Origin of the sequence: Vibrio sp. YT-18 (assembly GCF_033337345.1) — a bacterium.
GTDB classification, from domain to species: domain Bacteria; phylum Pseudomonadota; class Gammaproteobacteria; order Enterobacterales; family Vibrionaceae; genus Vibrio; species Vibrio alginolyticus.
Genome location: NZ_JAWOQO010000014.1, coordinates 75,938 through 99,367, shown reverse-complemented (window position 1 = coordinate 99,367; position 23,430 = coordinate 75,938). Strand labels below are relative to the sequence as shown.

Genomic DNA, 23,430 nt, shown 5'->3' with positions numbered 1-23,430 from the left:
TGAGAAAAAATGGGCGGAAATTGTACGGTATTTGCCACGAAATCGTTAGCGTTTTTGACGAACGCTTTTAAAGTGCTCACACACTTCCTTGATCGCGTTCAATGTGCGTGGTGTGGGACGGTTAATCCAATCAGAGTTTAGGGACCAGATGTGTTTGTTTTTAAGAACAAGAAGCTCATTACTCCACTCAGCCCACATACCATCGTTACTCATTGCGTGACGAGAAGTAAAAATAACCTCTGGCTGGCGAGTAATGACTTGCTCGATGCTAACTTGAGGATAAGGCGCGCTAGATGCGGCGAAAATGTTCTCACCACCGCAAAAAGTAAAGACTTCACTTGGCCAGTTCTTTCCGGCGACAGTGATGATAGGCTTTTCACTCAACTGATAAAAGTAACTAACTTTCTCGTTCGTGTTGTACTGTTCTTTTAGTGTACTCAGTTGCGTTCTAAAATCTTCAGCGGCCTTTTTTCCTACTTGTGGAGTTTCGCTGTATTGGCTGAGTTGCTCGATATTATTGGCGATATCTTCTAATGAACCTGTAGTGGAGTAATAGATAGGAATACCGAACTGTTTAATTTTCTCCAACTCTTTAGCAGGGTTTCCGGCTGGCCAAGCAATCACTAAGTCCGGCTGAAGAGCAATAATGCGCTCTAATTTAATTCCTTGATAATTTGAGACTCTTTCTAGCTGCTTTGCCTGTTCTGGATAATCGCTCATTTCGCTGACAGCAACAAGCTGCTCTCCTAGCCCTGCTGCAAAGGCAATTTCGGTGGCATGTGGAGCTAAACTTATAATGCGTTGAGCGGGTTGAGCGAAGGTCGCTGTCGAAACAAACAGCGTTAATGCGAAGCATAATTTATTCATCATAATCCTTGATAAATTATTCCTAAAAGCAAACTTTGGATTGCGATCCAAGCCAGGACGCGCCAAACGAGCAGCGTATGTATTTGTGAAAGGTGAATAGCCGATGGCGCAATGCGCCCACCGATTTTTGCGCGCTCTGCACGCACACCTTGATAGATAGCAGGGCCGCATAAAGACAGTTGTAGTTTGTGTCCGATAGTACATAACACCCAGCTAGGTCCTGGTAAGGGCCAAGACTTCGCTTGCTGTTGTATTCCAGAGAGCACATTACTTGTATTCTTTCCGGCAGCTAAAAGTATGGCAAAGAGACGAAGTGGAATAATATCCAGAGTAGCAACCAGTTGAATCACAGGTTTACCAAAGGGCAAATATTGGCGTCGGCTAGGGGACCACACTCGCGCTAATTCTGTTGTGAGTCGATACATTAACGCACCAATACCACCTGTTAGTGCGTACCAAAATAGCACGCCGATCACGTTGCGGCTGTATCCCATAATCAGGGTTTCTGAGCCAGCTTTACCTATGCCAACGATCGAGAGGTTACCAGTATCGCGATTAAGATATGGTCTCAGTAATGCTCGACACTGAGCTTTGTCTTCCGAAGAGATACTTGTGATGAGCTGTTTCGTTAACGTTTCGCTGTTACGCCAGTCTAGCGCAATGATCAATAGAACCAGTTCATATAAAGGGATTTGCCAAACAAATGGCTTTACTGCAATCAGTAATATCAAGCAAGGAAACAGCATCAAGCCTAATGCAAGACTGCCTGAGATTACACTCTGTGAGTAATTGTGATTATTGTTCACTTTGTTAGCTAGCTGCTCTGCTAGCTTTCGCCATAAAGTGATGGGGTGCGCTGAATGGGGGATTGGCACTAAAAGGTGCAAGATCAGTGCACCCCACATAATGAGGAGCGCACCGTTGGCATAAAATGACTGAAAAACTTCTTCCATGAATGAGTCGTTTACTTAATGAGTTCCAGCATTTTGAATACCATTTCGGAAGAGCTTTTTGCTGCTAGAGGCAGGAACTCATCAAAGCTCATTGGTGATTCTTTATCAGCGACATCAGAGATTGCACGCACAACAACAAACGGTGTGTTGAATTGGTGACAAGTTTGAGCGATAGCAGATGCTTCCATTTCTACAGCGATAACTGACGGGAAGTGTTTACGAATAAACTCTTGACGCTCAGCAGTACAAACAAACGCATCGCCAGTACAAATTAGGCCGCGAACCGCATGAGTGTTTTCCATTTGTGCTAGGGCTTTTTCGGCTAAGTCCATTAGCTTGTCATCCGCTTTGAATGCAGCTGGTTGACCGGCCATTTGGCCAATCTCATAACCAAAAGCGGTTACGTCTGCATCATGATGACGAACTTCTGTAGAGATAACTACATCGCCAAGGTTTAAGCTTGAATCGAAACCGCCAGCAGAGCCTGTGTTAATCACAACGTCTGGTTGGTATTCATCAAGAAGGATTGTCGTGCCCACTGCTGCTGCAACTTTACCGATGCCCGATTGTAGTACGACGACTTCGACATCGTTAATTTGACCAGAGAAAAACGTACAACCTGCTTTATTTACAGTTTTGCAGTTTGTAATTGCTTGCTTCAGGATGGTCACTTCTTGTTCCATCGCACCGATGATACCAACTTTCATAACACTCTCTTTAGGTAAATATTTTAGTTGGCCGAGAGTATAGCACTCCCCGTTGGCAGTTTTCTATTTGATGAGCTTAGCTTGAGTGAGCTTTTCTCGTAATTGATCGGCGCGCTTTCTGTTTACGCCAAAGTCAGAGTAGCCCACACGAGATTCCGAGCGCACAATCAGTTGGTCTCCTGCTATTTTTAGTTCGAGGTCATCCACGAAGCGCATGATTTTAGATGTGCACTCGATACGAAGGTAGTTGCTTTCTTTCACCGCGGTTTTCGCGCCTGGCAGTTCAAGCGCGACTTGCTCAATAGCGTCGATGTTCGCTGAATCCACTAAGATGAATGGCGTTAGGTTGTATTTTTCTCGCGTGTCTTGGGTGGAGACGCAGTTTGGTTTGTCACCACAAGGTGATTGAGAACGATCCGTCATGGTTTTGACTCCTTGGCTACAAGCGGTTAAGCCGAGCAAAGTAATGGAAAGGAGAGCGGCTTTTTTCATTGGTTTTATCCCTTATCATAGGAATTTAATTATATGTAATAAAAGAAAAAAGGATCCAATAGTAGGATCCTTTTTGAGACGTTAACAGTGATTAAACTTCGAGGTAATCGAGAATGCCTTCTGCCGCTTTTCGTCCTTCATCAATTGCGGTTACGACAAGATCAGAACCTCGTACCGCATCGCCACCCGCGAAGATCTTTTCGTTGCTGGTCTGGAACTGGAACTCTTGCTTAGCTGGGGCTTTGATACGACCCCACTGATCCAAATCGACATCAAACGGTGCTAACCAGTCCATTTTGTGCGGCTGGAAACCAAACGCCATGATAACAACGTCTGCTGGTAGAACGTGCTCGCTGCCTTCAACGGGCTCTGGGCGTCGGCGACCCGCTTCATCAGGTTCACCAAGTGCGGTTTTCACCACTTTGACCCCCGAGACTTTGCCTGACGCATCCACTTCAACTCCCAAAGGCTGAAGGTTGAACATGAACTTCACGCCTTCTTCCTTTGCGTTTTTTACCTCGCGACGAGAGCCCGGCATGTTGGCCTCATCACGACGATAAGCACAAACTACGTTGGAGGCACCTTGGCGAATTGAGGTACGAACGCAGTCCATTGCTGTATCACCACCACCCAGTACGACGACTTTCTTTCCTGCCATATCGATAAAGGGTTGGTTACTCTCAAGATCCATGACTTTGTAGGTGTTCGAAACTAAAAATGGCAGCGCGTCATACACACCCGGCGCATCTTCATTATCTAGACCTGCACGCATGTATTTATAGGTGCCAACGCCCAAGAAAACAGCATCGTATTCATCAAGCAGCTCTTGCATTTGGACATCTTTGCCTACTTCCATGTTCATGCGGAACTCGACGCCCATTTCAGTGAACACACGGCGGCGGTTTTCCATCACGCCTTTTTCAAGCTTGAAGGAAGGAATACCGAAGGTCAGAAGGCCTCCAATTTCAGGGTAGCGGTCAAACACGACTGGCTTAACGCCATTGCGCACTAGGATATCCGCGGCAGCCAAGCCAGCTGGGCCTGCTCCAATGATTGCGACCTTTTTATCGGTCCACTCCACCTTGGACATATCTGGCTTCCAGCCCATTTCAAACGCTTTGTCGGTAATGTACTTTTCTATGTTACCGATGGTGACGGCACCAAAGTCATCATTAAGCGTGCATGAACCTTCACATAGGCGGTCTTGAGGACAAACGCGCCCACATACTTCCGGTAGGCTGTTGGTTTGATGCGATAGTTCAACCGCTTCAAGAATACGACCTTCATTGGCAAGTTTTAACCATTGAGGGATGTAGTTGTGGACTGGGCATTTCCATTCACAATATGGGTTGCCACAATCTAAGCAGCGATCCGCTTGTGCAGTCGCCTGTTGTTTAGTGAACGGTTCATAGATTTCAACGAACTCGATCTTACGAACTTTGATAGGCTTTTTCGCAGGATCTACACGCTGCACATCGATAAATTGATAAACGTTCTGGCTCATGATTCAAACATCCTCCATGATTACTGTGCTTGAACACGCAGCTCTGCGGCACTGCGGCTCTGGTGACCAAGTAGCGTGCGAAGATCTGCCGCTTGTGGTTTCACCAAATAGAACTTTGGAATCCATTCATCAAAGTTCGCCAAAATATTTTCAGCATGACTCGACCCTGTTTCTTCAAGGTGTTCCGCAATTAGGCCACGCAAATGTTCTTGGTGGATGTAAAGATCGGACAATGAGATGGCTTCGACAGACTCAGTATTAACTCGACCTTCAAAGCTTTGGTTCTCATCCAGAACATAGGCAAAGCCTCCAGTCATACCCGCGCCAAAGTTCACACCTGTCGCACCAAGAATGGCAACAATACCGCCAGTCATGTACTCACAAGCGTTATCGCCAGCACCTTCAATGACGGCTATCGTACCTGAGTTTCGTACGCCGAAACGCTCACCGGCTTTACCGGCTGCAAATAGTTTACCGCCGGTCGCGCCGTACAGACAGGTGTTACCAATGATGGTTGCTTCATTACACTTAAATGCAGTGCCAAGGTGAGGTTTGATAACCACTTTACCACCCGCCATACCTTTGCCCACGTAGTCGTTCGCATCGCCCGTGAGGTAAAGCTCTACACCACCTGCGTTCCAAACACCAAAGGACTGGCCTGCGGTGCCGTCAAGATAGATTTTGATAGGGGAAGCCGCCAACCCTTGGTTGCCATAGCGTTTTGCTATTTCGCCAGATAAGCGTGCACCAACAGAACGATCAGTGTTGATGACATTGTAGAAGAAACTTGCCGATTGACTGTTTTCGACCGCATGCATGGCATCATCAACGATCTTTTGGTTGAGCTCAGCTTTATCAAACGGTTTGTTTGGCTCTGTCCAAAATAGCGGATGGCCCTCAGGTGATACTGGAGCTTCTAGAATATTGGATAGATCCAGCTTGGTCTGTTTCGCTGTAAATCCCTCTACTGCCTCAAGTAAATCGGTACGACCAATCAAGTCCGTCAGCTTTTCAACGCCAAGTTCGGCGAGTAATCCGCGCACTTCGTCTGCCAGGCCTATGAAGTAATTCATCACCATTTCTGGTAGACCTTTGAAGTATTCTTTACGCAGTGTCTCGTCTTGAGTCGCAACCCCAGTTGCACAGTTGTTGAGGTGACAAATTCGTAGGAACTTACAACCCATAGCGACCATTGGCGCAGTACCAAAACCGAAGCTTTCTGCACCTAAAATTGCGGCTTTAACTACGTCTAAACCAGTCTTTAGACCACCGTCTACCTGTAGGCGGATCTTATGACGCAGACCATTAGCAACCAGAGCTTGTTGTGTCTCTGCCAACCCCAACTCCCAAGGGCTACCAGCGTATTTTACCGAAGTTAATGGGCTTGCTGCGGTACCACCGTCGTAACCCGAAATGGTAATAAGATCAGCGTAAGCCTTGGCTACACCCGTTGCGATGGTGCCGACACCTGGCTCGGAGACGAGTTTTACCGAAACCAGCGCATTCGGGTTGACTTGTTTAAGGTCGAAGATCAGCTGGGCCAAATCTTCAATCGAATAGATATCGTGATGCGGAGGAGGGGAGATCAGAGTCACGCCTTGTACCGAATAACGCAGTTTTGCGATTTCTGCGGTGACTTTGTGTCCTGGTAGCTGTCCACCTTCACCCGGTTTCGCACCTTGTGCCACCTTGATTTGCAGTACATCCGCATTAGTCAGGTAATGCGGCGTTACACCAAATCGGCCAGAAGCAATCTGTTTGATACGTGAGTTACGCTCAGTACCGAAACGGCGAGGATCTTCACCGCCTTCACCCGAGTTAGAGTAACCACCAAGACGGTTCATCGCCGTTGCAAGTGCTTCATGCGCTTCTGGGCTAAGTGCGCCAATGGACATTGCCGCTGAGTCAAAGCGTTTGAACAGTTCAGTGCGTGGTTCTATTTGCTCAAGTGGCAGCGGTGAGTCTGATTTTTTCAGCGACATTAAGTCACGCAGCATGGCAACAGGGCGTTGGTTTACCTGCTTAGCAAAGCTCTGATAGTCGTTACTTTCGCCAGATTTAACGGCCTGTTGCAGCGTGCCGACGACATCCGGGTTGTAAGCATGATATTCACCTCCATGGACGTACTTTAACAAGCCGCCATGATCAATCGATTTGCGTTTCGCCCATGCTTTACGAGATAAGTTTGTAAGATCTTGCTGGAAGTCGTCAAAATTCGCGCCTTCAATTCGAGTTGTGACGCCTTTAAAACACAGATCGACCACATCTTGGCTCAAGCCAACTGCTTCAAACAGTTGTGAGCAGCGGTAAGAGGCGATGGTTGAGATCCCCATTTTCGACATGATCTTGTACAGGCCTTTGTTGATGCCGTATTGGTAGTTTTGCATCACATCGCGGTAGTCTTTCTCTAGTGCTTTATCATCAATCAGTTTACCTAACGCTTCATAAGCAAGGTATGGGTAAACCGCAGTAGCACCAAAGCCAAGCAAGACAGCAAATTGGTGTGGGTCACGAGCTGTTGCGGTCTCAACAACAATGTTGGCATCGCAACGTAAGCTCGCGTCAATCAGACGAGTTTGAACGGCGCCGACTGCCATTGCTGCCGGAATTGGTAACTTACCTTTGACCAAGGCTCTGTCCGAAAGCACCACTAAAACCGTGCCTTCACGAACGACTTGCTCTGCTTGCTCACACAGATCATTAATGGCTTGTTTAAGATCTTTTTGTTGTGGGTCGTAGTTGATATCGAGAATGGTATTACGGTAATGATCGTCACTCAGCTCTAGTAGTTGCTGCATGTCTGAATAGAGCAGTACTGGAGAATCAAAGGTTACACGATGCGCGTGGCCATCGGTTTCACAGAAGACGTTCATCTCCTGGCCGATGCTGGTCGCTAGCGACATGACGTGTTTCTCACGCAGCGGATCGATTGGTGGGTTGGTGACCTGCGCGAACTTCTGACGGAAGTAATCAGTCACCAAGCGCTCTTTCGAAGAAAGAACCGCCATCGGGGTGTCATCACCCATCGAACCGACGGCTTCTTGCCCCATATCACCGAGGACACGCAATACTTGATCGACTTCTTCATTGCTCATGGCAAACTGCTTTTGATAAGTCTTAAGCAAGTCTTCATCAAAGCTGCGCTCACCTACTTGATCTTCAGGCAGCTGAGAGAACGGTGTTAGTTTGCGAACGTTGTTCTCCATCCATTCGCGATAAGGGTGACGAGATTTCAGGTCATTATCGATCTCGCTAGACTGCCAAAGCTTACCTTTACGAGTGTCGATGACGAGCAATTCCCCCGGACCTACACGACCTTTTTTGGCAACTTCATCTGGGGCGTAATTCCAAATCCCTACCTCAGATGCCAGAGTGATCAGCTTGTCTTTGGTAATTACATAACGCGCAGGACGTAGACCGTTTCGGTCTAGGTTACAAGCAGCATAACGACCATCGGACAGTACGATACCTGCTGGGCCATCCCATGGTTCCATGTGTTTGGAGTTGAAATCGTAAAACGCACGCAAATCCGGATCCATATCCGGGTGGTTTTGCCATGCTGGCGGTACGAGCATACGCATGGCACGGAAGATATCCATGCCGCCAGCTAAGAAGAGATCTAGCATATTATCTAAGCTAGACGAGTCTGAGCCTGTCTCGTTCACAAACGGTGCTGCAGTTTGTAGGTCAGGCAGCAGTGGTGACGAGAACTTATAAGCACGAGCGCGTGCCCATTGTCGGTTACCTTCAATGGTATTGATCTCACCATTATGAGCAAGGTAGCGGAACGGTTGAGCTAATGGCCAACGCGGTTGAGTGTTGGTAGAAAAACGCTGGTGGAACAGACAGATAGCAGATTCCATACGTAGATCGGCAAGATCAAGATAAAAGCGCGGTAAGTCCGCAGGCATGCATAGGCCTTTGTACACCAAAACTTGAGTCGACAAGCTACAGATGTAGAAATCCGGATCTTCGGTGATTTGTTTCTCGATGCGACGGCGTGCGATGTAGAGACGACGTTCAATGTCACGCTCGCGCCAACCTGCCGGTGCAGAGATAAAGACTTGCTGAATATTTGGAAGCGAGTTGGCCGCAATTGGACCGAGTACTTCTGAATTAGTTGGTACTTCACGCCAACCAGCCACAGTTAGCGTCTCTTGCGCCAGTTCTTTGTTGACGATGTCTTTAGCGAGTTGAGCTTTGACTGGATCTTGGTTGAAGAAAATCATCCCTACGGCGTATTGCTTGCCAAGGTTGAAACCATTTTCTTCGGCAATAAGACGTAAATAGGAATCGGGCTTTTGTAATAGAAGACCACAACCATCACCAGTTTTACCATCGGCGGCGATACCACCACGGTGAGTCATGCGGTCAAGTGCAGAAATTGCTGTACGTACCAGCTTGTGGCTTTGTTCGCCTTCCATATGCGCGATCAAGCCAAATCCACAGTTGTCTTTCTCAAGACTTGGATCATAAAGAGCCATTGCAATTCTCCCTTTGCTTATCCGTCATCCCGACAGATATATCAACACTGCTTACGTTGATATCGATGACTAACTATGCGTCATCTTTATAGCTTTATGTATAATTATTCAGTAAAAGTTGTGAAATATTTAACATTTTTTGAGTGTTTTATTTTCATCAACTTCACAAGCTATAGCTTATTGTAAAAAAGGTCAAGTTATTAGTGGATCATCACGTGAATATACGATTTACCATTTAATAAGCTAAAATAGTTTAATAATTTCAAATAGATAGAAAATTGATTGTTACAAAAAAGTAACATTTGATTCTGTGGGAGATAAAAAAGACCAGCATAAAATGCTGGTCAAAATAGAAAGATTGGAAGGAATTGTTTTCTTTCTTCACCGATAGCCATCGATATTGCTGATGGCTATTAGGCAATTGAAAGAGAGAAGCATGACTGCTTCGTTAAGCAGAAAGCATCAGTGAATCTGCTTTTGCTTCTAGGTTTGTGCCACCCATTAGATAATCATCGATAGCACGGGCACATTCGCGGCCTTCATTGATACAACGAACCACCAAAGATTGGCCTGTTCGCATATCACCAGCAGCAAATACGCCTTCTTGGTTAGTAGCAAAATCTTGAGTTGCTACGTTACCGCGATCGTCTAGTGCGATATCCAGTTGAGCAAGTACGCCTGTTGGTTCAGGGTGTAGGAAGCCCATCGCTAGAAATGCCATATCACATGGAATCACACGCTCGCTGCCTTCTACTTCTTTGAAGCTTGGGCGCTCGCCTGGTTTTGCATCTTGCCAAACGATATCAGCAAGACGAAGGCCTGTGACTTCACCTTTGTCATTTCCGATGAACTCTTTGGTCAGGATGTTCCAGTGACGATCGACACCTTCTTCATGAGAGGTCGAAGTACGTAGGATCATTGGGTATTGAGGCCAAGGCATATTGGCAGGACGCTTTTCTGGTGGAATCGGCATGATTTCCACTTGAGTTACGCTTGCTGCGCCGTGACGGTTTGACGTACCTACACAGTCTGAACCGGTATCACCACCACCGATGACAACCACATGTTTACCTTTTGCGTGAATCTCTTCCGTTTTCAGGTCCATGTTATTTGCACGGCGGTTGTTTTGACCTAGGAATTCCATTGCGAAGTGAACGCCTTTGAGCTCACGACCCGGAACTGGCAAATCACGTGGAACTGTTGAGCCTCCCGTCAGTAGAACCACATCGAATTCTTGACGCAGTTGCTGAGCATTTACATCAACACCGACGTGTTGGTTTACTTTAAACTCAATGCCAGCTTCTGCCATTAGATTGATCTTGCGATCAATGACTTCCATGCTCAGTTTAAAGTCTGGGATACCAAAACGTAGCAGACCGCCCACTTTCTCGTCTCGCTCGAATACTGTCACGGTATGGCCTGCGCTGTTTAGCTGCTCAGCAGCCGCAAGACCAGCAGGTCCAGAACCAATGATCGCCACCGTTTTACCAGTGCGAGATCGTGGTGTTTTTGGTTTGGCGTACCCTTCACGATACGCCGTTTCTACGATAGTTTTTTCGATATTACAGATAGTGATTGGGTCTTGGTTGATACCAAGAACACAAGCACTTTCACATGGAGCAGGGCAAACACGACCAGTAAACTCTGGGAAGTTGTTCGTCGAGCTTAGGATGTTCCAAGCTTCTTCCCAGCTATCACGATAAACCGCGTCGTTAAATTCTGGGATGATGTTACCGATAGGGCAGCCGTTATGACAAAACGGCACGCCACAATCCATACAACGAGAAGCTTGAGTATTGATCTTGTCACCAAACTCCTCGTTCAGGACGAACTCTTTGTTGTTCTTGATGCGTTCAGCTGGGTCAATCTTCTGTGGTAGTTCACGACCATGCTCTAAAAATCCAGTAGGCTTACCCATTATACGGCCTCCACTTGAGTTTCGTTTCCTTGAGACAGTGCTTCAGCTTTGCGTTTTTGAAGAACCGCTTTGTAATCACGCGGCATTACCTTAGCCATAGAGGCTAGGCTAGCTTCAAAATTGTCTAGGAAAGACTGCGCGACTTCACTTCCTGTGAATTGAACATGCTTAGTTAGCATGTCGAGTAATAGATCTCTGTCTTCTTTCTCGATTGGATCTAAGTCTACTAACTCTGGGTTCAGTTTTGACTCAAAGTCACCTGATTTATCCCATACGTAAGCCACGCCACCACTCATACCTGCGGCAAAGTTACGACCTGTTGACCCAAGGATGATGGCTGCACCGCCAGTCATGTATTCACAACCGTGGTCACCGACGCCTTCTACTACTACTTTCGCGCCTGAGTTACGAACACAGAAACGTTCACCAGCCATACCACGAATGAAAGACTCACCCGAAGTTGCACCGTAGAAGCACACGTTACCAACCACGATGTTGTCTTCCGCGACAATGCTTGATTTCGCATCTGGATAAAGTACTAAAGTACCGCCGGATAAGCCTTTACCCCAGTAGTCGTTCGCGTCGCCTTCCACTTCGAACTTCACGCCCTTAGCTAGGAATGCGCCGAATGACTGACCTGCAGAACCTTTGAACTTCACGTTCATTGGCTGAGGTAGACCTGCATCTTTGTACACTTTCGAGATTTCGTTCGACAACATGGTACCTGCAGAGCGGTCCGTGTTGACGATAGGGAACTCGGCATTTACCGCTTCGCCTTTCTCTAGTGCAGGGATAGCTGCTTGAATCAGCTTACGGTCTAGCACTTCTTCCAGGTTGTGGTTCTGTTGAGCTTGGTTGAATACACCATCAGCTTCACGTGGTTGCTCAACGTGGAGAACAGGAGACAGATCTAGGTTCTTGTATTTCCAGTGAGAAATGTCTTGGCGAATCTTCAGCTTCTGACCTTGACCGACCATCTCATCGATAGTGCGAAAGCCAAGTTCAGCCATGATTTCACGTAGACCTTGTGCCATGTATTGGAAGAAGGTAACGACGTCTTCTACGCGGCCATCAAAGCGCTCGCGAAGCGTCTTGTTCTGAGTCGCGATACCAACAGGACAAGTGTTCTTATGACACTTACGCATCATGATACAACCTTCAACCACTAATGCTGCGGTTGCTACGCCCCATTCTTCTGCACCAAGTAGTGTTGCCACTGCAAGGTCGCGAGGTGTCTTCATCTGACCATCTGCTTGAACCACGATACGGTTACGTAGACCGTTCTTCAGTAGCGTTTGGTGCGTTTCTGCCAAGCCAAGTTCCCAAGGAAGACCGGTATGGCGGATTGAAGACATTGGTGATGCACCTGTACCGCCGTCGAAACCTGCGATTAGTACAACGTCCGCTTTCGCTTTCGCTACACCAGAAGCGATCGTACCTACGCCTGCTTCTGATACCAGCTTCACGTTTACACGGCCTGCGCGGTTCGCGTTCTTCAAGTCGTAGATAAGCTGAGCCAAATCTTCGATTGAGTAGATATCGTGGTGTGGTGGTGGAGAGATAAGGCCAACGCCCGGAGTCGAGTGACGCGTTGCACCGATCCAGTCATCTACTTTATCGCCTGGTAGCTGACCACCTTCACCTGGCTTCGCACCTTGAGCCATTTTGATTTGCAGCTCTTCAGCGTTAGTTAGGTAGTAAGAGGTTACGCCGAAACGACCTGAAGCCACCTGCTTGATTGCAGAGCGTTCCCAATCGCCGTTCTCTTTGCGCTCGAAACGCATTGGGTCTTCACCACCTTCACCAGAGTTCGATTTCGCGCCAAGACGGTTCATCGCAACAGCTAGTGTGGAGTGTGCTTCGTAAGAAATAGAACCGAATGACATAGCGCCCGTCGCGAAGCGTTTCACGATGCTTTCAATTGGCTCGACGTCGTCGATAGAGATAGAACCAGCGGGGTTCTTAATGAACTCAAGTTGGCTACGCAGGGTTACCGCGTTGTCACCTTGCTTATCTACAGCAGTCGCGTATTGCTTGAACTGATCGTAGTTCTTGTTGCGCGTAGACTCTTGCAGTAGAGAAATGGTTTCTGGGTTGAATAGGTGCTTCTCACCACGCTGTTTCCATTGGTAAACACCACCAACATCCAGCATTTGAATTGGGATTTCGCGTTGTGGGTAACCGATGCGGTGACGGATAAGTACTTCTTTGGCGATATCATCAAGGGTTAGACCTTGGATACGAGAAACCGTCCCTGTGAAGTATTTGTCGACCACGGATTTGTGGATACCCAATGCTTCGAAGATTTGCGCACCATGGTACGACTGTAGCGTAGAGATGCCCATCTTCGAGAAGATCTTCAGAAGACCGCCATTGATCGCTTTACGGTAGTTGTTGAACAGATCGCGAGGGTTCGCTTCTGGATCCAACTTCTTCGTACGTTGAAGTTCAATGATGGTTTCAATCACTAGGTAAGGGTTAACCGCATTCGCACCGTAACCAAGTAGCGTTGCAAAGTGGTGCGTTTCACGCGCGTCACCAGTTTCAACCACGATGTCACACTTCGCACGTAGACCTTTACGGATCAAGTGGTGGTGTACTGCGCCAACTGCCAGCATTGCTGGGATCGCCGCGTGGTTTGAATTCACTGCGCGGTCAGTGAGTAGGATGATTGAATAACCATCGATAACCGCGTCTTCTGCGTATTGGCAGATACGTTTTAATGCACGCTCAAGTTTGCCTTGATCTTCACTAGCTTGGAATACGATATCCAACGTTTTCGCTTGTAGGTGCTCGTTATCGATCGCACGCAATTTTTCAAGCTCAGAGTTGGCTAGAACAGGCGATTCCAATTCTACTTTCTGACAGTGAAGTGGTGTTTCAGTCAGAAGGTTTTGGTCTTTACCCAAGTAAGTGTTCAGCGACATAACCATGCGCTCACGGATCGGGTCGATCGGTGGGTTAGTTACTTGTGCAAACAGCTGCTTGAAGTAGTTTGAAAGGTGCTGAGATTGATGAGATAGAACCGCAAGAGGCCAGTCGGCACCCATTGCTGATAATGGTTCTTTCGCGTCATTCGCCATTGGAACGATGATTTCGTTCACTTCTTCAGTGCTTACGCCAAACGCTTGTTGGCGGTGTAGAAGGTGTTCTGGCTTAGGTTGGCTGAACTGGTTGCTCGCATCTGGCAGCTTCTTCAAGCTCAGTAGGTTTTCTTCTACCCACTTCTCGTAAGGCTGTGCCGTTGCGATGGTGTCTTTCACTTCTTCATCAGAGATGATTCGACCTTGTTCTAGGTCTGCAACGAAGATACGACCTGGCTGTAGGCGACCACGGAACTCAACGTTTTCTGGTTCTATATCCACAACACCAGATTCAGATGCCATCACTAGGAAGTTATCTTTGGTCACTGTGTAGCGAGAAGGGCGCAAACCGTTACGGTCTAGTGTCGCACCAACTTGAACACCATCAGTAAAACATACGGAAGCCGGGCCATCCCATGGTTCCATGATGTTCGCATGGTACTGATAGAACGCGCGACGTTTAGGATCCATGTTTTTGTTTTCTTGCCATGCTTCAGGAATCATCATCATCAATGCGTGTGGCAGGCTGCGACCAGACAGAACTAGGAGCTCAAGTGCCATGTCAAAGTTAGATGAATCCGAGCTGCCTTCCTGACAGATTGGAAGAAGCATGTCGATTTCAGCCTGAGTGAACAGGTCTGATTCTAGGATTGCTTCACGGGCTTTCATCCAGTTCAAGTTACCGCGAACTGTATTGATTTCGCCGTTGTGGGCAATGTAACGGAAAGGCTGTGCAAGACGCCATTTCGGGAAGGTGTTGGTAGAGAAACGAGAGTGTACCAGTGCCAGTGCAGTCACCATGGTCGGGTTTTGCAGATCGAGGAAGTACTGAGGTACTTGCTCAGTCGTTAACTGACCTTTGTACACTAATGTCTTGTAAGACATGGAGTTAATGTAGAAGTCGTCACCAATGTTCGAAACGCTTTCTAGGCAAACGCGTACGGTGTAATTACGAAGTACGTACAGTTTGCGTTCTAGCTCTTCAGGCGTGATGCCAGGGCCGCCGGAGATAAACACGTGCTCAAATTGAGGCTCTGTGCTTAGAGGGTCGGCACCAATCATGGAGTTGTCGGTTGGTAATACGCGGTAGCCGATAACTTCAAGGTCTAGACGCTGTGCGTTGCGTTCTAGAATGTCACGGCATTGTTCGCGTTTGTATTCGTCTTTCGGGAAAAGAACGACACCAACACCATACTTTTCAAACGAAGGCAGTTTAATGCCTAGCTTAACGGCTTCTTCTAATAGGAATTCATGAGGTTTTTGTAGCAAGATACCCGCACCGTCACCGCTGCATGGGTCACAACCTTGACCACCACGGTGTTCCATGCGAGCCAGCATATCCAATGCTTGAGTCACTACTTCATGAGATTTACGGTTTTTAAGGTGAGCAACAAAACCGATACCACAAGCGTCATGCTCCAGTTCCGGAGTGTACAGACCCTGTGGATTTTGCTCTCTATCTACCATAGATACATCCTTCCAGTTCAATGTCGACGCAAAAGTACCGGGCAGCAAATACTACCTAGACTATTGATTACGTCTTGTCCTTTATATTTATTATCGCCACCGATCTAGGTTGACCGGTCTTGATTCCTTTCCGTATCTCGCAGGAAAAGTTTTGCGAGAAAAACAATCCTTGGTGGTATCCCTTTATTTATTATCACTATCTAGTGATTTATATAGGTAGGAGTGGGATAACACCGACAAATCCCGCAGTGTGCTTTGTAATAAAAGTCACAAAAATAACGGGGTTGTGTAAGTATCCTACAATTTTGTCACTTCAGATTGCAATGAAAAAGTCGGCGTTGTGACCCAATTTTTTCGTTTAATTATGCATTTTTAGTTTAACATTTACGCAACATGAACGATTTTTGTCTTTAATTATGCAAGTTTATTGATTTTGACCTGCATGGTGGGTGTTTGAATTGATTAATATTGTGTGTTTTTTCTTGCAGGGATGTAATTTATTTACACAGATCGTAGTGAGATTGATTACGATTTATTGTTGGTGAGAATTTATGCAGTTACATGAGTTGGTCAATACAATCGGCCAAGATCTTCAGCGTCGATACGGTGAAAAGGTTCATAAGTTAACATTGCACGGTGGATTTAGTTGCCCTAACCGCGATGGCACGATTGGGCGGGGAGGATGTACATTTTGCAATGTGGCTTCGTTTGCAGATGAAGAAGTCCAGATAAAAAGCATTCACGAACAGTTAAAAGATCGCGCAGGTGAAATTCACAGAGCGAAGAAGTATCTCGCTTATTTTCAGGCCTACACCAGTACCTATGCAGAAGTACAAGTTCTCAAAAACATGTATGAGGAAGCACTAAAGGCTGCAGACATGGTTGGTCTTTGTGTGGGGACGCGTCCTGATTGCGTCCCTGATGCGGTATTGGATTTACTGTCGGGCTATGTACAGCAAGGTTATGAAATTTGGCTAGAACTAGGTCTTCAAACCGCCAACAACGACACCCTCAAACGTATCAATCGTGGTCATGACTTTGAGTGTTATGCCGAAATCACTAAGCGTGCTCGAACACTCGGAATCAAGGTTTGTACTCACTTAATTGTGGGTTTACCCAAAGAAACCCGCGCCGAAAATATTGAAACGCTGCAAAAAGTGTTGGCCGTGGGAACGGATGGCATCAAGTTACATGGCTTGCATATTGTCGAAGGTAGCACCATGGCGAAAGCTTGGCGTGCTGGAAAGCTAGAAGCCCCTGAATTAGAAGAATATGTTGCGATCGCCAGTGAAATGATTCGTATGACACCACCAGATGTGATTTATCATCGCGTTTCATCAGCAGCCAGGAGGCCCACGTTATTATCGCCTCTGTGGTGTGAAAACCGTTGGCTAGCGATGACGGAAATTGGTCGAGATCTCAGTGCTCATGGTGCTCAAGGGAGTCTTACGGGGAATACCTTTATCTATACTAAACCGGAATTAATAGCAGATCGCTCAATAAATAACTGATATATTTTAACCAGTGTTCTTTGAAGGTTTAAACGATGGATCAGTTACTCAATTGGCTTTGGGGTGGTCAAGGCGGTTATGGCTATGTCGTCTTGTTGTTAATCGCAGGCGTGTGCGCGTTAGCACTGATCTATTTGCACTTTCAGACGTCACTTAAGCAACTAGTAACGGATTCTCCCTATCCAGTCATAGTGGTGGACACTAGCCATGCTCAGCTCTTGCTATCTAACCGGGCTGCGATGCAGTTATTAGGCATTCGCTCTTTGGGAACGGGATATTTGTATCCTGCTTTATTCGATATTCATGAGCTTGAGCAGTTTCTCGATCGCTTCTCTAGTCGTCATTTTCGTCAGCAGGCTTTTGACTGGCGACTATCTGATAGTGAATCTATTAAAGTGGAGCTGTCAGGCAGAAAGAGTTTATTGCGCAATCATCGAGTTTGGATTCTTTATGCTCAGCCATATCAAGCCACTCACCAAGAGCAGCAACAAGAACTTGCCCAATTAATCATCGCACGTTCGGCATTAGACTCACTTTCAGAGCTGATTTGTACCCAAGACCGCCAAGGCAATCTATTAACGACCAATCGAGCATTTGATCAATTCTGGCAAGGGCGAAGGGAAGAAGCTTGCGCATCCAAGGCCTTGGGTGAGATGACCAGAAAAAGCGAACGTAAATGGACAACGGATCCACAAGGTCGAAGTTGCTTACTGGAAGTCAATCAAAACTCTCTTGTTTCGCCGAGTGGTGAGCTTATCGGTACGCTGTCTATTAGTCATGACGTGACTGAATGGCACAAGATGCAACAGAATCTGCGAGATGAAATGGAGCGTCGCAAAGATACAGAGGTGGCGCTAGCGCAAAGAGATACTATCTTACAAACGATTCTGGATGCCAGTCCGGACTCTATTGGTATTTTCAATGAGAACATGGTCTATCAAGCGTGTAATCAGCCTTTTGTTAAGGCGTTAGGCATTTCAAAAATTTCTGATTTGATAGGTAAGCGCCTCCAAGACGTGATTCCTAAAGAGATGTACGCGCGCTTAGCAGACAGTGACTTAGAAGCATTACGCCAGTTAGAGCCAGTTCGATACATAGATAAAGTCGTGAGTAGTGATGGTAAAAGTACGTGGTTTGATGTGGTGAAATCGCCTTTTAAAGATAAAGCATCAGGAACGAATGGTGTGCTGATCATGGCGCGTGATATTTCTGAGCGTTATCTTGCAGAACAAAAGTTGGAAAAAGCCAACCTAGAGTTAGAAAAATTGAGCTTTATGGATAGCTTAACTCAAGTATCGAACCGACGCCGTTTCGACGAACAACTGCAGGTATTGTGGTACCACCACGCTCGAGAAAAGCTGCCGCTCACCATCATGTTATGTGACATCGACTTTTTCAAAGATTACAACGACTGTTACGGTCACCAACAAGGTGATGAAGCGTTAGTCAGTGTCGCTACCGTGTTTACACAAGTCATCAATCGTTCTTCGGATTGTGTTGCGCGTTATGGTGGCGAGGAGTTTGGTTTTATCTTGCCGAATACCACCACGGAAGGTGCGCGCAACGTAGCACAGCGTATTCATGAGAAAATTCTACAGCTTGATATGGAACACGACAGTTCAGAAGCATCTGAACGCCTTACCGTCAGTATCGGTCTGGTCTCTTACATTCCTCAGCATGGTGATGAACCCGAAATGGGCATCGCTATGGCTGACAGTGCGTTATACCAAGCTAAAGCTGATGGACGTAATCGCACCTGTATTCACCCCAGTTCTTGCTAACGCTTTGTGACCGCTTGCTCTAAGTTGATAGCTGATTGTTTAAATCACCGTATTAAACACGTTAAACTTACAGAAGCCTGTGCGCTCGTTGGTTTATCTTTCTATCTCGTGTCACAAGCGCAGATCGCACCGTGTGTTTTTCACTAATCAAACAGACCTAAATTGCGTTAGGTCGAGTGCATTTACCTGTTTTTCATCATCGAATGGCGCTATCTAGCCACCACCATGGAGTAGTTAATGAAACCCATGAAAAACCTCGCCCAGTATTATGTCGACTTGCTAGTCAAACTGGGGATTGTTCGCTTCTCTATTTTGCTAGCCCTTGCGCTGGTGGCATTAGCTGTTGTGGTGCAGGTAGGGATTACTTTAGCTCTCAAAGGGCGAGTAGATGATATCGACATTGTCCGTTCGGTGTTTTTTGGTCTATTGATCACCCCTTGGGCGGTTTACTTCCTCTCTGTGGTTGTCGATCAACTAGAAGAGTCTCGCCAGCGTTTAACTAAGCTGGTGTCCAAACTGAAGGACATGCGTTCGCGAGATCAAGAGCTGAATTACCAACTTCAACAAAACATTGAAAAGCTTAACCAAGAAATTGAAGAGCGTATTAAAGCGGAAGAAGCACGTGAAGAGGCGATGCAAGACCTCGAAAATGAGGTGTTCCAACGCGAACGTACTCAATTAGAGTTGGCAGAACGTACCGCATTACTGCGTTCATTTATTGATGCCTCACCAGACTTAATTTACTACCGCAATGCGGATGGTGTTTTCTCTGGCTGTAACCGCGCGATGGAAGAGCTAACGGGCAAGAAAGAGCACCAGTTAGTCGGATTAAGCCCTTGGGATGTGTATAGCAAAGAAATCGCCGAGCATATCGTTGATACTGACCAAAAGGTTTTTGCCGATAATCAAGCAATTACTTACGAGCAATGGCTCGAATACCCAGATGGTCGCAAGCATTACTTTGAGCTGCGTAAAGTGCCATTTTACAGCAAAGATGGCCGCCACCTTGGTCTCGTTGGGTTCGGTCGTGATATCACTGAACGTAAGCGCCATGAAGAGTCGTTAGAGAAAGCAAGCCGCGACAAAACTACCTTCATCTCAACCATCAGTCATGAGCTGCGAACGCCGCTGAATGGCATTGTAGGCTTAAGTCGTATGCTTCTAGATAGTCCGTTGACAGAAGAGCAGCGTAAACACATGCAGACCATCAATGTGAGTGCGATTACTCTAGGTAACATCTTCAACGATATTATCGATATGGATAAATTTGATCGCCGTAAGTTAGAACTATTACCTGCGCCACTTAACTTCGAAGACTTCGTCGCAGAGATTGAGAGTATCTCTGCTCTGATGGCGGAACAAAAAGGGTTACGCTTTGACTTAGAACGTTTAAGCGACTTGCCAAAAGCAATTGAAGTGGATGCAACCCGTCTACGTCAGGTGATTTGGAACTTGGTCAGCAACGCAATGAAGTTCACCAAAGAAGGTGGCGTTGTGATGACAGTGAGCGCGGATGTCGAAGACGATTTTGCGACCATTATTATGGAAGTGGAAGACACTGGTATTGGTATCCCAGACGAAGAGCTAGATAAGATCTTTGCGATGTACTACCAAGTGAAATCAGGCAAGGACAACCTGCATGCGGTCGGTACAGGTATTGGTTTGGCGGTATCTAAGCAACTGATCAATATGATGGATGGTGACATTACGGTTACCAGTGAGGAAGGCTTTGGTAGCACTTTTACTGTATCGATCCACGTTCCGATTGTTGAACTAGCTGAGCCAGTCATTGATGCGAAACGCGACAATGTGCGCCTCAACATATTTATGGTCGAAGACATCGAGCTTAACGTAACTGTGGCTAAATCGTTACTTGAGAGCTTAGGGCACTCTGTCACCGTGGCAATGACGGGCCAAGAAGCGTTAGTGAACTTTGTGCCAGAAAAATACGACTTAGCGTTGTTGGATATCCAACTGCCTGATATGACGGGCTTTGATGTCGCCAATTATTACCGCAAGCATTATAACAATCTTCCTCCATTGGTCGCCTTAACTGCTAATGTAATGAAAGATCGTCGTGAATACTTAGATAACGGCATGGATGATGCGATCAGTAAGCCGCTGGCAGTGAATGCTATTCAGTCAGTGATTGATAAATTCTTCGCTCACCAGTTAGAACAACCTAAGGAAGTGGTGAGCGGTCCCGAAACAGTGGAAGAGCCAGTGCCTTCTCCTGTGATTGAGACACATTTGCTCGATATGGATATGTTAGAGTCTTACGTCGACATTGTTGGTGCAAAACCTGTCTACGACAGCATAAAAATGTTTGAAGATATGATGCCAGACTATATCGATGTCTTAGATTCGAACATGACAGCGAAAGATCAAGATGGGATTGTTTCTGAAGCGCATAAAATCAAAGGTGCTGCAGGTTCAATTGGCCTGAAACGTATCCAAAGTGTGGCGCAAAAAGCGCAATCGCCCGATATGCCTGCATGGTGGGAAAACATTTCAGACTGGGTTGAAGAGATCAAAAATGAATACCAAAACGATATTCAAGTCCTCAAAAGTTGGTTGGAACAAAGGAAATAACATGAAAAGAATCGCACCATTGGCGTTAGTCATGGCATTGATGGCAGGCTGTAGTTCCGTTCCAAATGTGAATTGGCAACAAAACAGTCAGATTACGATTAATGAGGTTAATGTTGAGCTCAAAAGTAATTTATGGGTGAACCTCATGCCGAATATTGGGGACGTGGAAGAGCAAAGTATTCAAGGTGCACTTTACCTCGAAGGAGATCAGTTACTTCCTGCAAATCTAACGGCAGAAGCTCTTATTATTAAACAGGGGCAAAAAGAGTGGTTGGTGGACAGTGCGTCTTTAGATACTCGAACGCACAGTGAAAGCCGATGGGAGGTGGCGTTCTCGTCTCACATTGATGTGAACACAGAAAAATCGGTTGATATCGCAGTGCTTCTAGACGATGCGGGTAAACAGCGTTGGTTAGTCGAAAAGTACGTGAAGATTAACAAGGTTTATTAACCGCAATGATGTTGCATTAGTCGTTAGACCTAAAACAAAAAGGGCTTGCTCAATGAGCAAGCCCTTTGCATATTAGCGGTTAAATCTAGTCTTCTAGATCGCCACAGAAGCGGTAACCTTCGCCGTGGATAGTGGCGATGATTTCTGGCGTACCTGAAACAGACTCAAAGTGCTTACGGATACGACGAATCGTTACGTCTACAGTACGGTCGTGTGGCTTAAGTTCACGACCAGTCATCTTCTTAAGAAGATCTGCACGAGTTTGAATCTTACCCGGGTTCTCACAGAAGTGCAGTAATGCGCGGAACTCAGAGCGAGGTAGCTTGTAGCTATCACCAGCAGGGCTTACTAGAGAGCGGCTGTTGATGTCTAGTACCCAACCGTTGAATTCATACTTTTCTACCGAGCGCTTCTCTTCTTGCACCGCGTTAGAGCTCATTGAGCGACTAAGTAGGTTACGTGCACGAATAGTTAGTTCACGTGGGTTGAATGGTTTAGTGATGTAGTCATCTGCACCAATCTCAAGACCTAGGATCTTGTCTACTTCATTGTCACGGCCTGTCAGGAACATTAAAGCAATGTTCGCTTGCTCGCGTAATTCACGCGCTAGTAGAAGGCCATTCTTGCCTGGAAGATTAATGTCCATAATAACCAAGTTGACTGAGTTATCAGACAACACTTGGTGCATCTCTTCACCGTCACTGGCTTCAAAAACAGCGTATCCCTCTGCTTCAAAAATACTCTTAAGAGTGTTACGAGTTACTTGCTCATCTTCAACGATAAGAATCTGCGGGGTTTGCATTGGCGGTACCTAAATTTGTGACAAAATTGTGCTAATAGAATAAATTCTAGGCAAAAATATAACATACAGGTAATGTGATTTTGATAATAAATCAAGTTGATCAAAAAAACACTTCTTTCAGTTATCCGCCCTCCATGGAATTTTGCCAACTCACCAGTATCCAATGGCGACGTTTATTCTAAAGGGCTTGTTTACCTTTCATTTCCTGCTTTCAGTGGGGCCTGAAACGTAAACACCCTAAGATATTGAGCGGATTTTATATTGTTAACAGCATGCTAACAATGCTCAAATGTTAATTCCATTCAGTTTGTTGATTTATATCAATTGATGAAATGTAACTGTTATTAATCGTTTAAGACTTATGATAGAAAAAAGTAATAAGAACATAGACGCATCGTTATGGAATGCTTATTCAGAATCTTTTTTCAGATTCGAAGCCGAGTGGCGTGTTTCAAACTATGCTGTGATAACCGCTTGGAACCCATACAGTAACTTGAGGTCCAAAGAAGAGAACAGCATAAACAATCACGCGTTAGAAAAACAGCTACAGCACGTTAATTACGCGCCTGTCACGGTAGGTGATAGCGCTTTTACATGGTATGAGGAAAGCTTTGCCGTCGAGTTGTCGCCAGAGGTAGCCGTTGAATTGGCGAGTGACTTTCAACAAAACGCGATTTATTACGTCATTAATGACCAACTTTATCTTATTGCGTGCTCGCAGCCGAAAGTTTTTCATACGTTAGGCTCCATTAAACCTCGGCTCGTATAGAAGGTATAGAAAAGGATACTGCTCACTGAAGCACCGCTTGGGTGAGAAA

The 23,430-nt window shown here is 46.2% G+C and carries 14 protein-coding genes; 5 read left to right on the top strand and 9 right to left on the bottom strand.

The window, feature by feature from the left end:
• Positions 1-45 precede the first annotated feature (45 nt).
• The 8 genes from btuF to gltB (R7M72_RS18035) form a co-directional block, all read right to left on the bottom strand.
• A complete protein-coding gene (btuF, locus tag R7M72_RS18070; protein ID WP_315957052.1) occupies positions 46-867 on the bottom strand; it encodes a vitamin B12 ABC transporter substrate-binding protein BtuF in 822 nt (273 codons plus the stop codon).
• Positions 867-1,820: a cobalamin biosynthesis family protein gene (locus R7M72_RS18065; protein WP_017633626.1), complete on the bottom strand. Its 954-nt coding sequence runs from the start codon at positions 1,818-1,820 to the stop codon at positions 867-869. Before R7M72_RS18065 ends, btuF begins: the two co-directional genes overlap by 1 nt.
• Positions 1,821-1,831: 11 nt before the next feature.
• Complete coding sequence (gene mtnN / locus R7M72_RS18060; RefSeq protein ID WP_005381837.1) at positions 1,832-2,527, bottom strand: 5'-methylthioadenosine/S-adenosylhomocysteine nucleosidase; 696 nt, start codon at positions 2,525-2,527, stop codon at positions 1,832-1,834.
• 63 nt (positions 2,528-2,590) lie between these two features.
• Complete coding sequence (locus R7M72_RS18055) at positions 2,591-3,019, bottom strand: DUF1499 domain-containing protein (RefSeq protein WP_017633627.1); 429 nt, start codon at positions 3,017-3,019, stop codon at positions 2,591-2,593.
• Between the two features lie 91 nt (positions 3,020-3,110).
• A complete protein-coding gene (locus R7M72_RS18050) occupies positions 3,111-4,523 on the bottom strand; it encodes an FAD-dependent oxidoreductase (RefSeq protein ID WP_005381833.1) in 1,413 nt (470 codons plus the stop codon).
• A gap of 20 nt (positions 4,524-4,543) precedes the next feature.
• Positions 4,544-9,007 (bottom strand): glutamate synthase large subunit, encoded by a 4,464-nt coding sequence (gene gltB / locus R7M72_RS18045; RefSeq protein WP_318056287.1) that lies wholly within the window; start codon positions 9,005-9,007, stop codon positions 4,544-4,546.
• Between the two features lie 448 nt (positions 9,008-9,455).
• Positions 9,456-10,925: a glutamate synthase subunit beta gene (locus R7M72_RS18040; RefSeq protein ID WP_138938955.1), complete on the bottom strand. Its 1,470-nt coding sequence runs from the start codon at positions 10,923-10,925 to the stop codon at positions 9,456-9,458.
• Positions 10,925-15,475, bottom strand: coding sequence for a glutamate synthase large subunit (gene gltB / locus R7M72_RS18035; RefSeq protein WP_318056286.1), 4,551 nt, complete (start codon positions 15,473-15,475; stop codon positions 10,925-10,927). Before gltB (R7M72_RS18035) ends, R7M72_RS18040 begins: the two co-directional genes overlap by 1 nt.
• A gap of 551 nt (positions 15,476-16,026) precedes the next feature.
• On the opposite strand from gltB (R7M72_RS18035), the gene R7M72_RS18030 reads away from it, so the two are divergent.
• The 4 genes from R7M72_RS18030 (at position 16,027) to R7M72_RS18015 (ending at position 21,810) form a co-directional block, all read left to right on the top strand.
• On the top strand, positions 16,027-16,986 hold the full coding sequence (locus tag R7M72_RS18030) for a TIGR01212 family radical SAM protein (protein WP_017633631.1): 960 nt from the start codon (positions 16,027-16,029) through the stop codon (positions 16,984-16,986).
• Between the two features lie 35 nt (positions 16,987-17,021).
• Positions 17,022-18,767 carry a GGDEF domain-containing protein gene (locus R7M72_RS18025; protein WP_213969655.1) on the top strand — a complete coding sequence of 582 codons (1,746 nt, stop codon included), beginning with the start codon at positions 17,022-17,024 and terminating at the stop codon, positions 18,765-18,767.
• A 237-nt stretch (positions 18,768-19,004) separates the two neighbouring features.
• Positions 19,005-21,359 (top strand): aerobic respiration two-component sensor histidine kinase ArcB, encoded by a 2,355-nt coding sequence (gene arcB, locus R7M72_RS18020; RefSeq protein WP_005381826.1) that lies wholly within the window; start codon positions 19,005-19,007, stop codon positions 21,357-21,359.
• A 1-nt stretch (position 21,360) separates the two neighbouring features.
• The gene (locus R7M72_RS18015; RefSeq protein ID WP_054574283.1) at positions 21,361-21,810 is read left to right on the top strand and encodes a hypothetical protein; all 450 of its coding nucleotides are present in this window, start codon (positions 21,361-21,363) and stop codon (positions 21,808-21,810) included.
• 85 nt (positions 21,811-21,895) lie between these two features.
• On the opposite strand, the gene arcA is transcribed toward R7M72_RS18015, so the two are convergent.
• Complete coding sequence (gene arcA / locus R7M72_RS18010) at positions 21,896-22,612, bottom strand: two-component system response regulator ArcA (protein WP_005381824.1); 717 nt, start codon at positions 22,610-22,612, stop codon at positions 21,896-21,898.
• A gap of 361 nt (positions 22,613-22,973) precedes the next feature.
• Here arcA and R7M72_RS18005 point away from each other — a divergent pair, with 361 nt between their 5' ends.
• Complete coding sequence (locus R7M72_RS18005) at positions 22,974-23,381, top strand: DUF3293 domain-containing protein (protein ID WP_005381823.1); 408 nt, start codon at positions 22,974-22,976, stop codon at positions 23,379-23,381.
• The last annotated feature ends 49 nt before the right edge of the window (positions 23,382-23,430 follow it).

What these genes read in the sequence shown, in the direction of transcription:
- btuF (WP_315957052.1), bottom strand. Translation starts at nt 867, where the DNA reads ATGAATAAATTATGCTTCGCATTAACGCTGTTTGTTTCGACAGCGACC.
- R7M72_RS18065 (WP_017633626.1), bottom strand. Translation starts at nt 1,820, where the DNA reads ATGGAAGAAGTTTTTCAGTCATTTTATGCCAACGGTGCGCTCCTCATT.
- mtnN (WP_005381837.1), bottom strand. Translation starts at nt 2,527, where the DNA reads ATGAAAGTTGGTATCATCGGTGCGATGGAACAAGAAGTGACCATCCTG.
- R7M72_RS18055 (WP_017633627.1), bottom strand. Translation starts at nt 3,019, where the DNA reads ATGAAAAAAGCCGCTCTCCTTTCCATTACTTTGCTCGGCTTAACCGCT.
- R7M72_RS18050 (WP_005381833.1), bottom strand. Translation starts at nt 4,523, where the DNA reads ATGAGCCAGAACGTTTATCAATTTATCGATGTGCAGCGTGTAGATCCT.
- gltB (WP_318056287.1), bottom strand. Translation starts at nt 9,007, where the DNA reads ATGGCTCTTTATGATCCAAGTCTTGAGAAAGACAACTGTGGATTTGGC.
- R7M72_RS18040 (WP_138938955.1), bottom strand. Translation starts at nt 10,925, where the DNA reads ATGGGTAAGCCTACTGGATTTTTAGAGCATGGTCGTGAACTACCACAG.
- gltB (WP_318056286.1), bottom strand. Translation starts at nt 15,475, where the DNA reads ATGGTAGATAGAGAGCAAAATCCACAGGGTCTGTACACTCCGGAACTG.
- R7M72_RS18030 (WP_017633631.1), top strand. Translation starts at nt 16,027, where the DNA reads ATGCAGTTACATGAGTTGGTCAATACAATCGGCCAAGATCTTCAGCGT.
- R7M72_RS18025 (WP_213969655.1), top strand. Translation starts at nt 17,022, where the DNA reads ATGGATCAGTTACTCAATTGGCTTTGGGGTGGTCAAGGCGGTTATGGC.
- arcB (WP_005381826.1), top strand. Translation starts at nt 19,005, where the DNA reads ATGAAACCCATGAAAAACCTCGCCCAGTATTATGTCGACTTGCTAGTC.
- R7M72_RS18015 (WP_054574283.1), top strand. Translation starts at nt 21,361, where the DNA reads ATGAAAAGAATCGCACCATTGGCGTTAGTCATGGCATTGATGGCAGGC.
- arcA (WP_005381824.1), bottom strand. Translation starts at nt 22,612, where the DNA reads ATGCAAACCCCGCAGATTCTTATCGTTGAAGATGAGCAAGTAACTCGT.
- R7M72_RS18005 (WP_005381823.1), top strand. Translation starts at nt 22,974, where the DNA reads ATGATAGAAAAAAGTAATAAGAACATAGACGCATCGTTATGGAATGCT.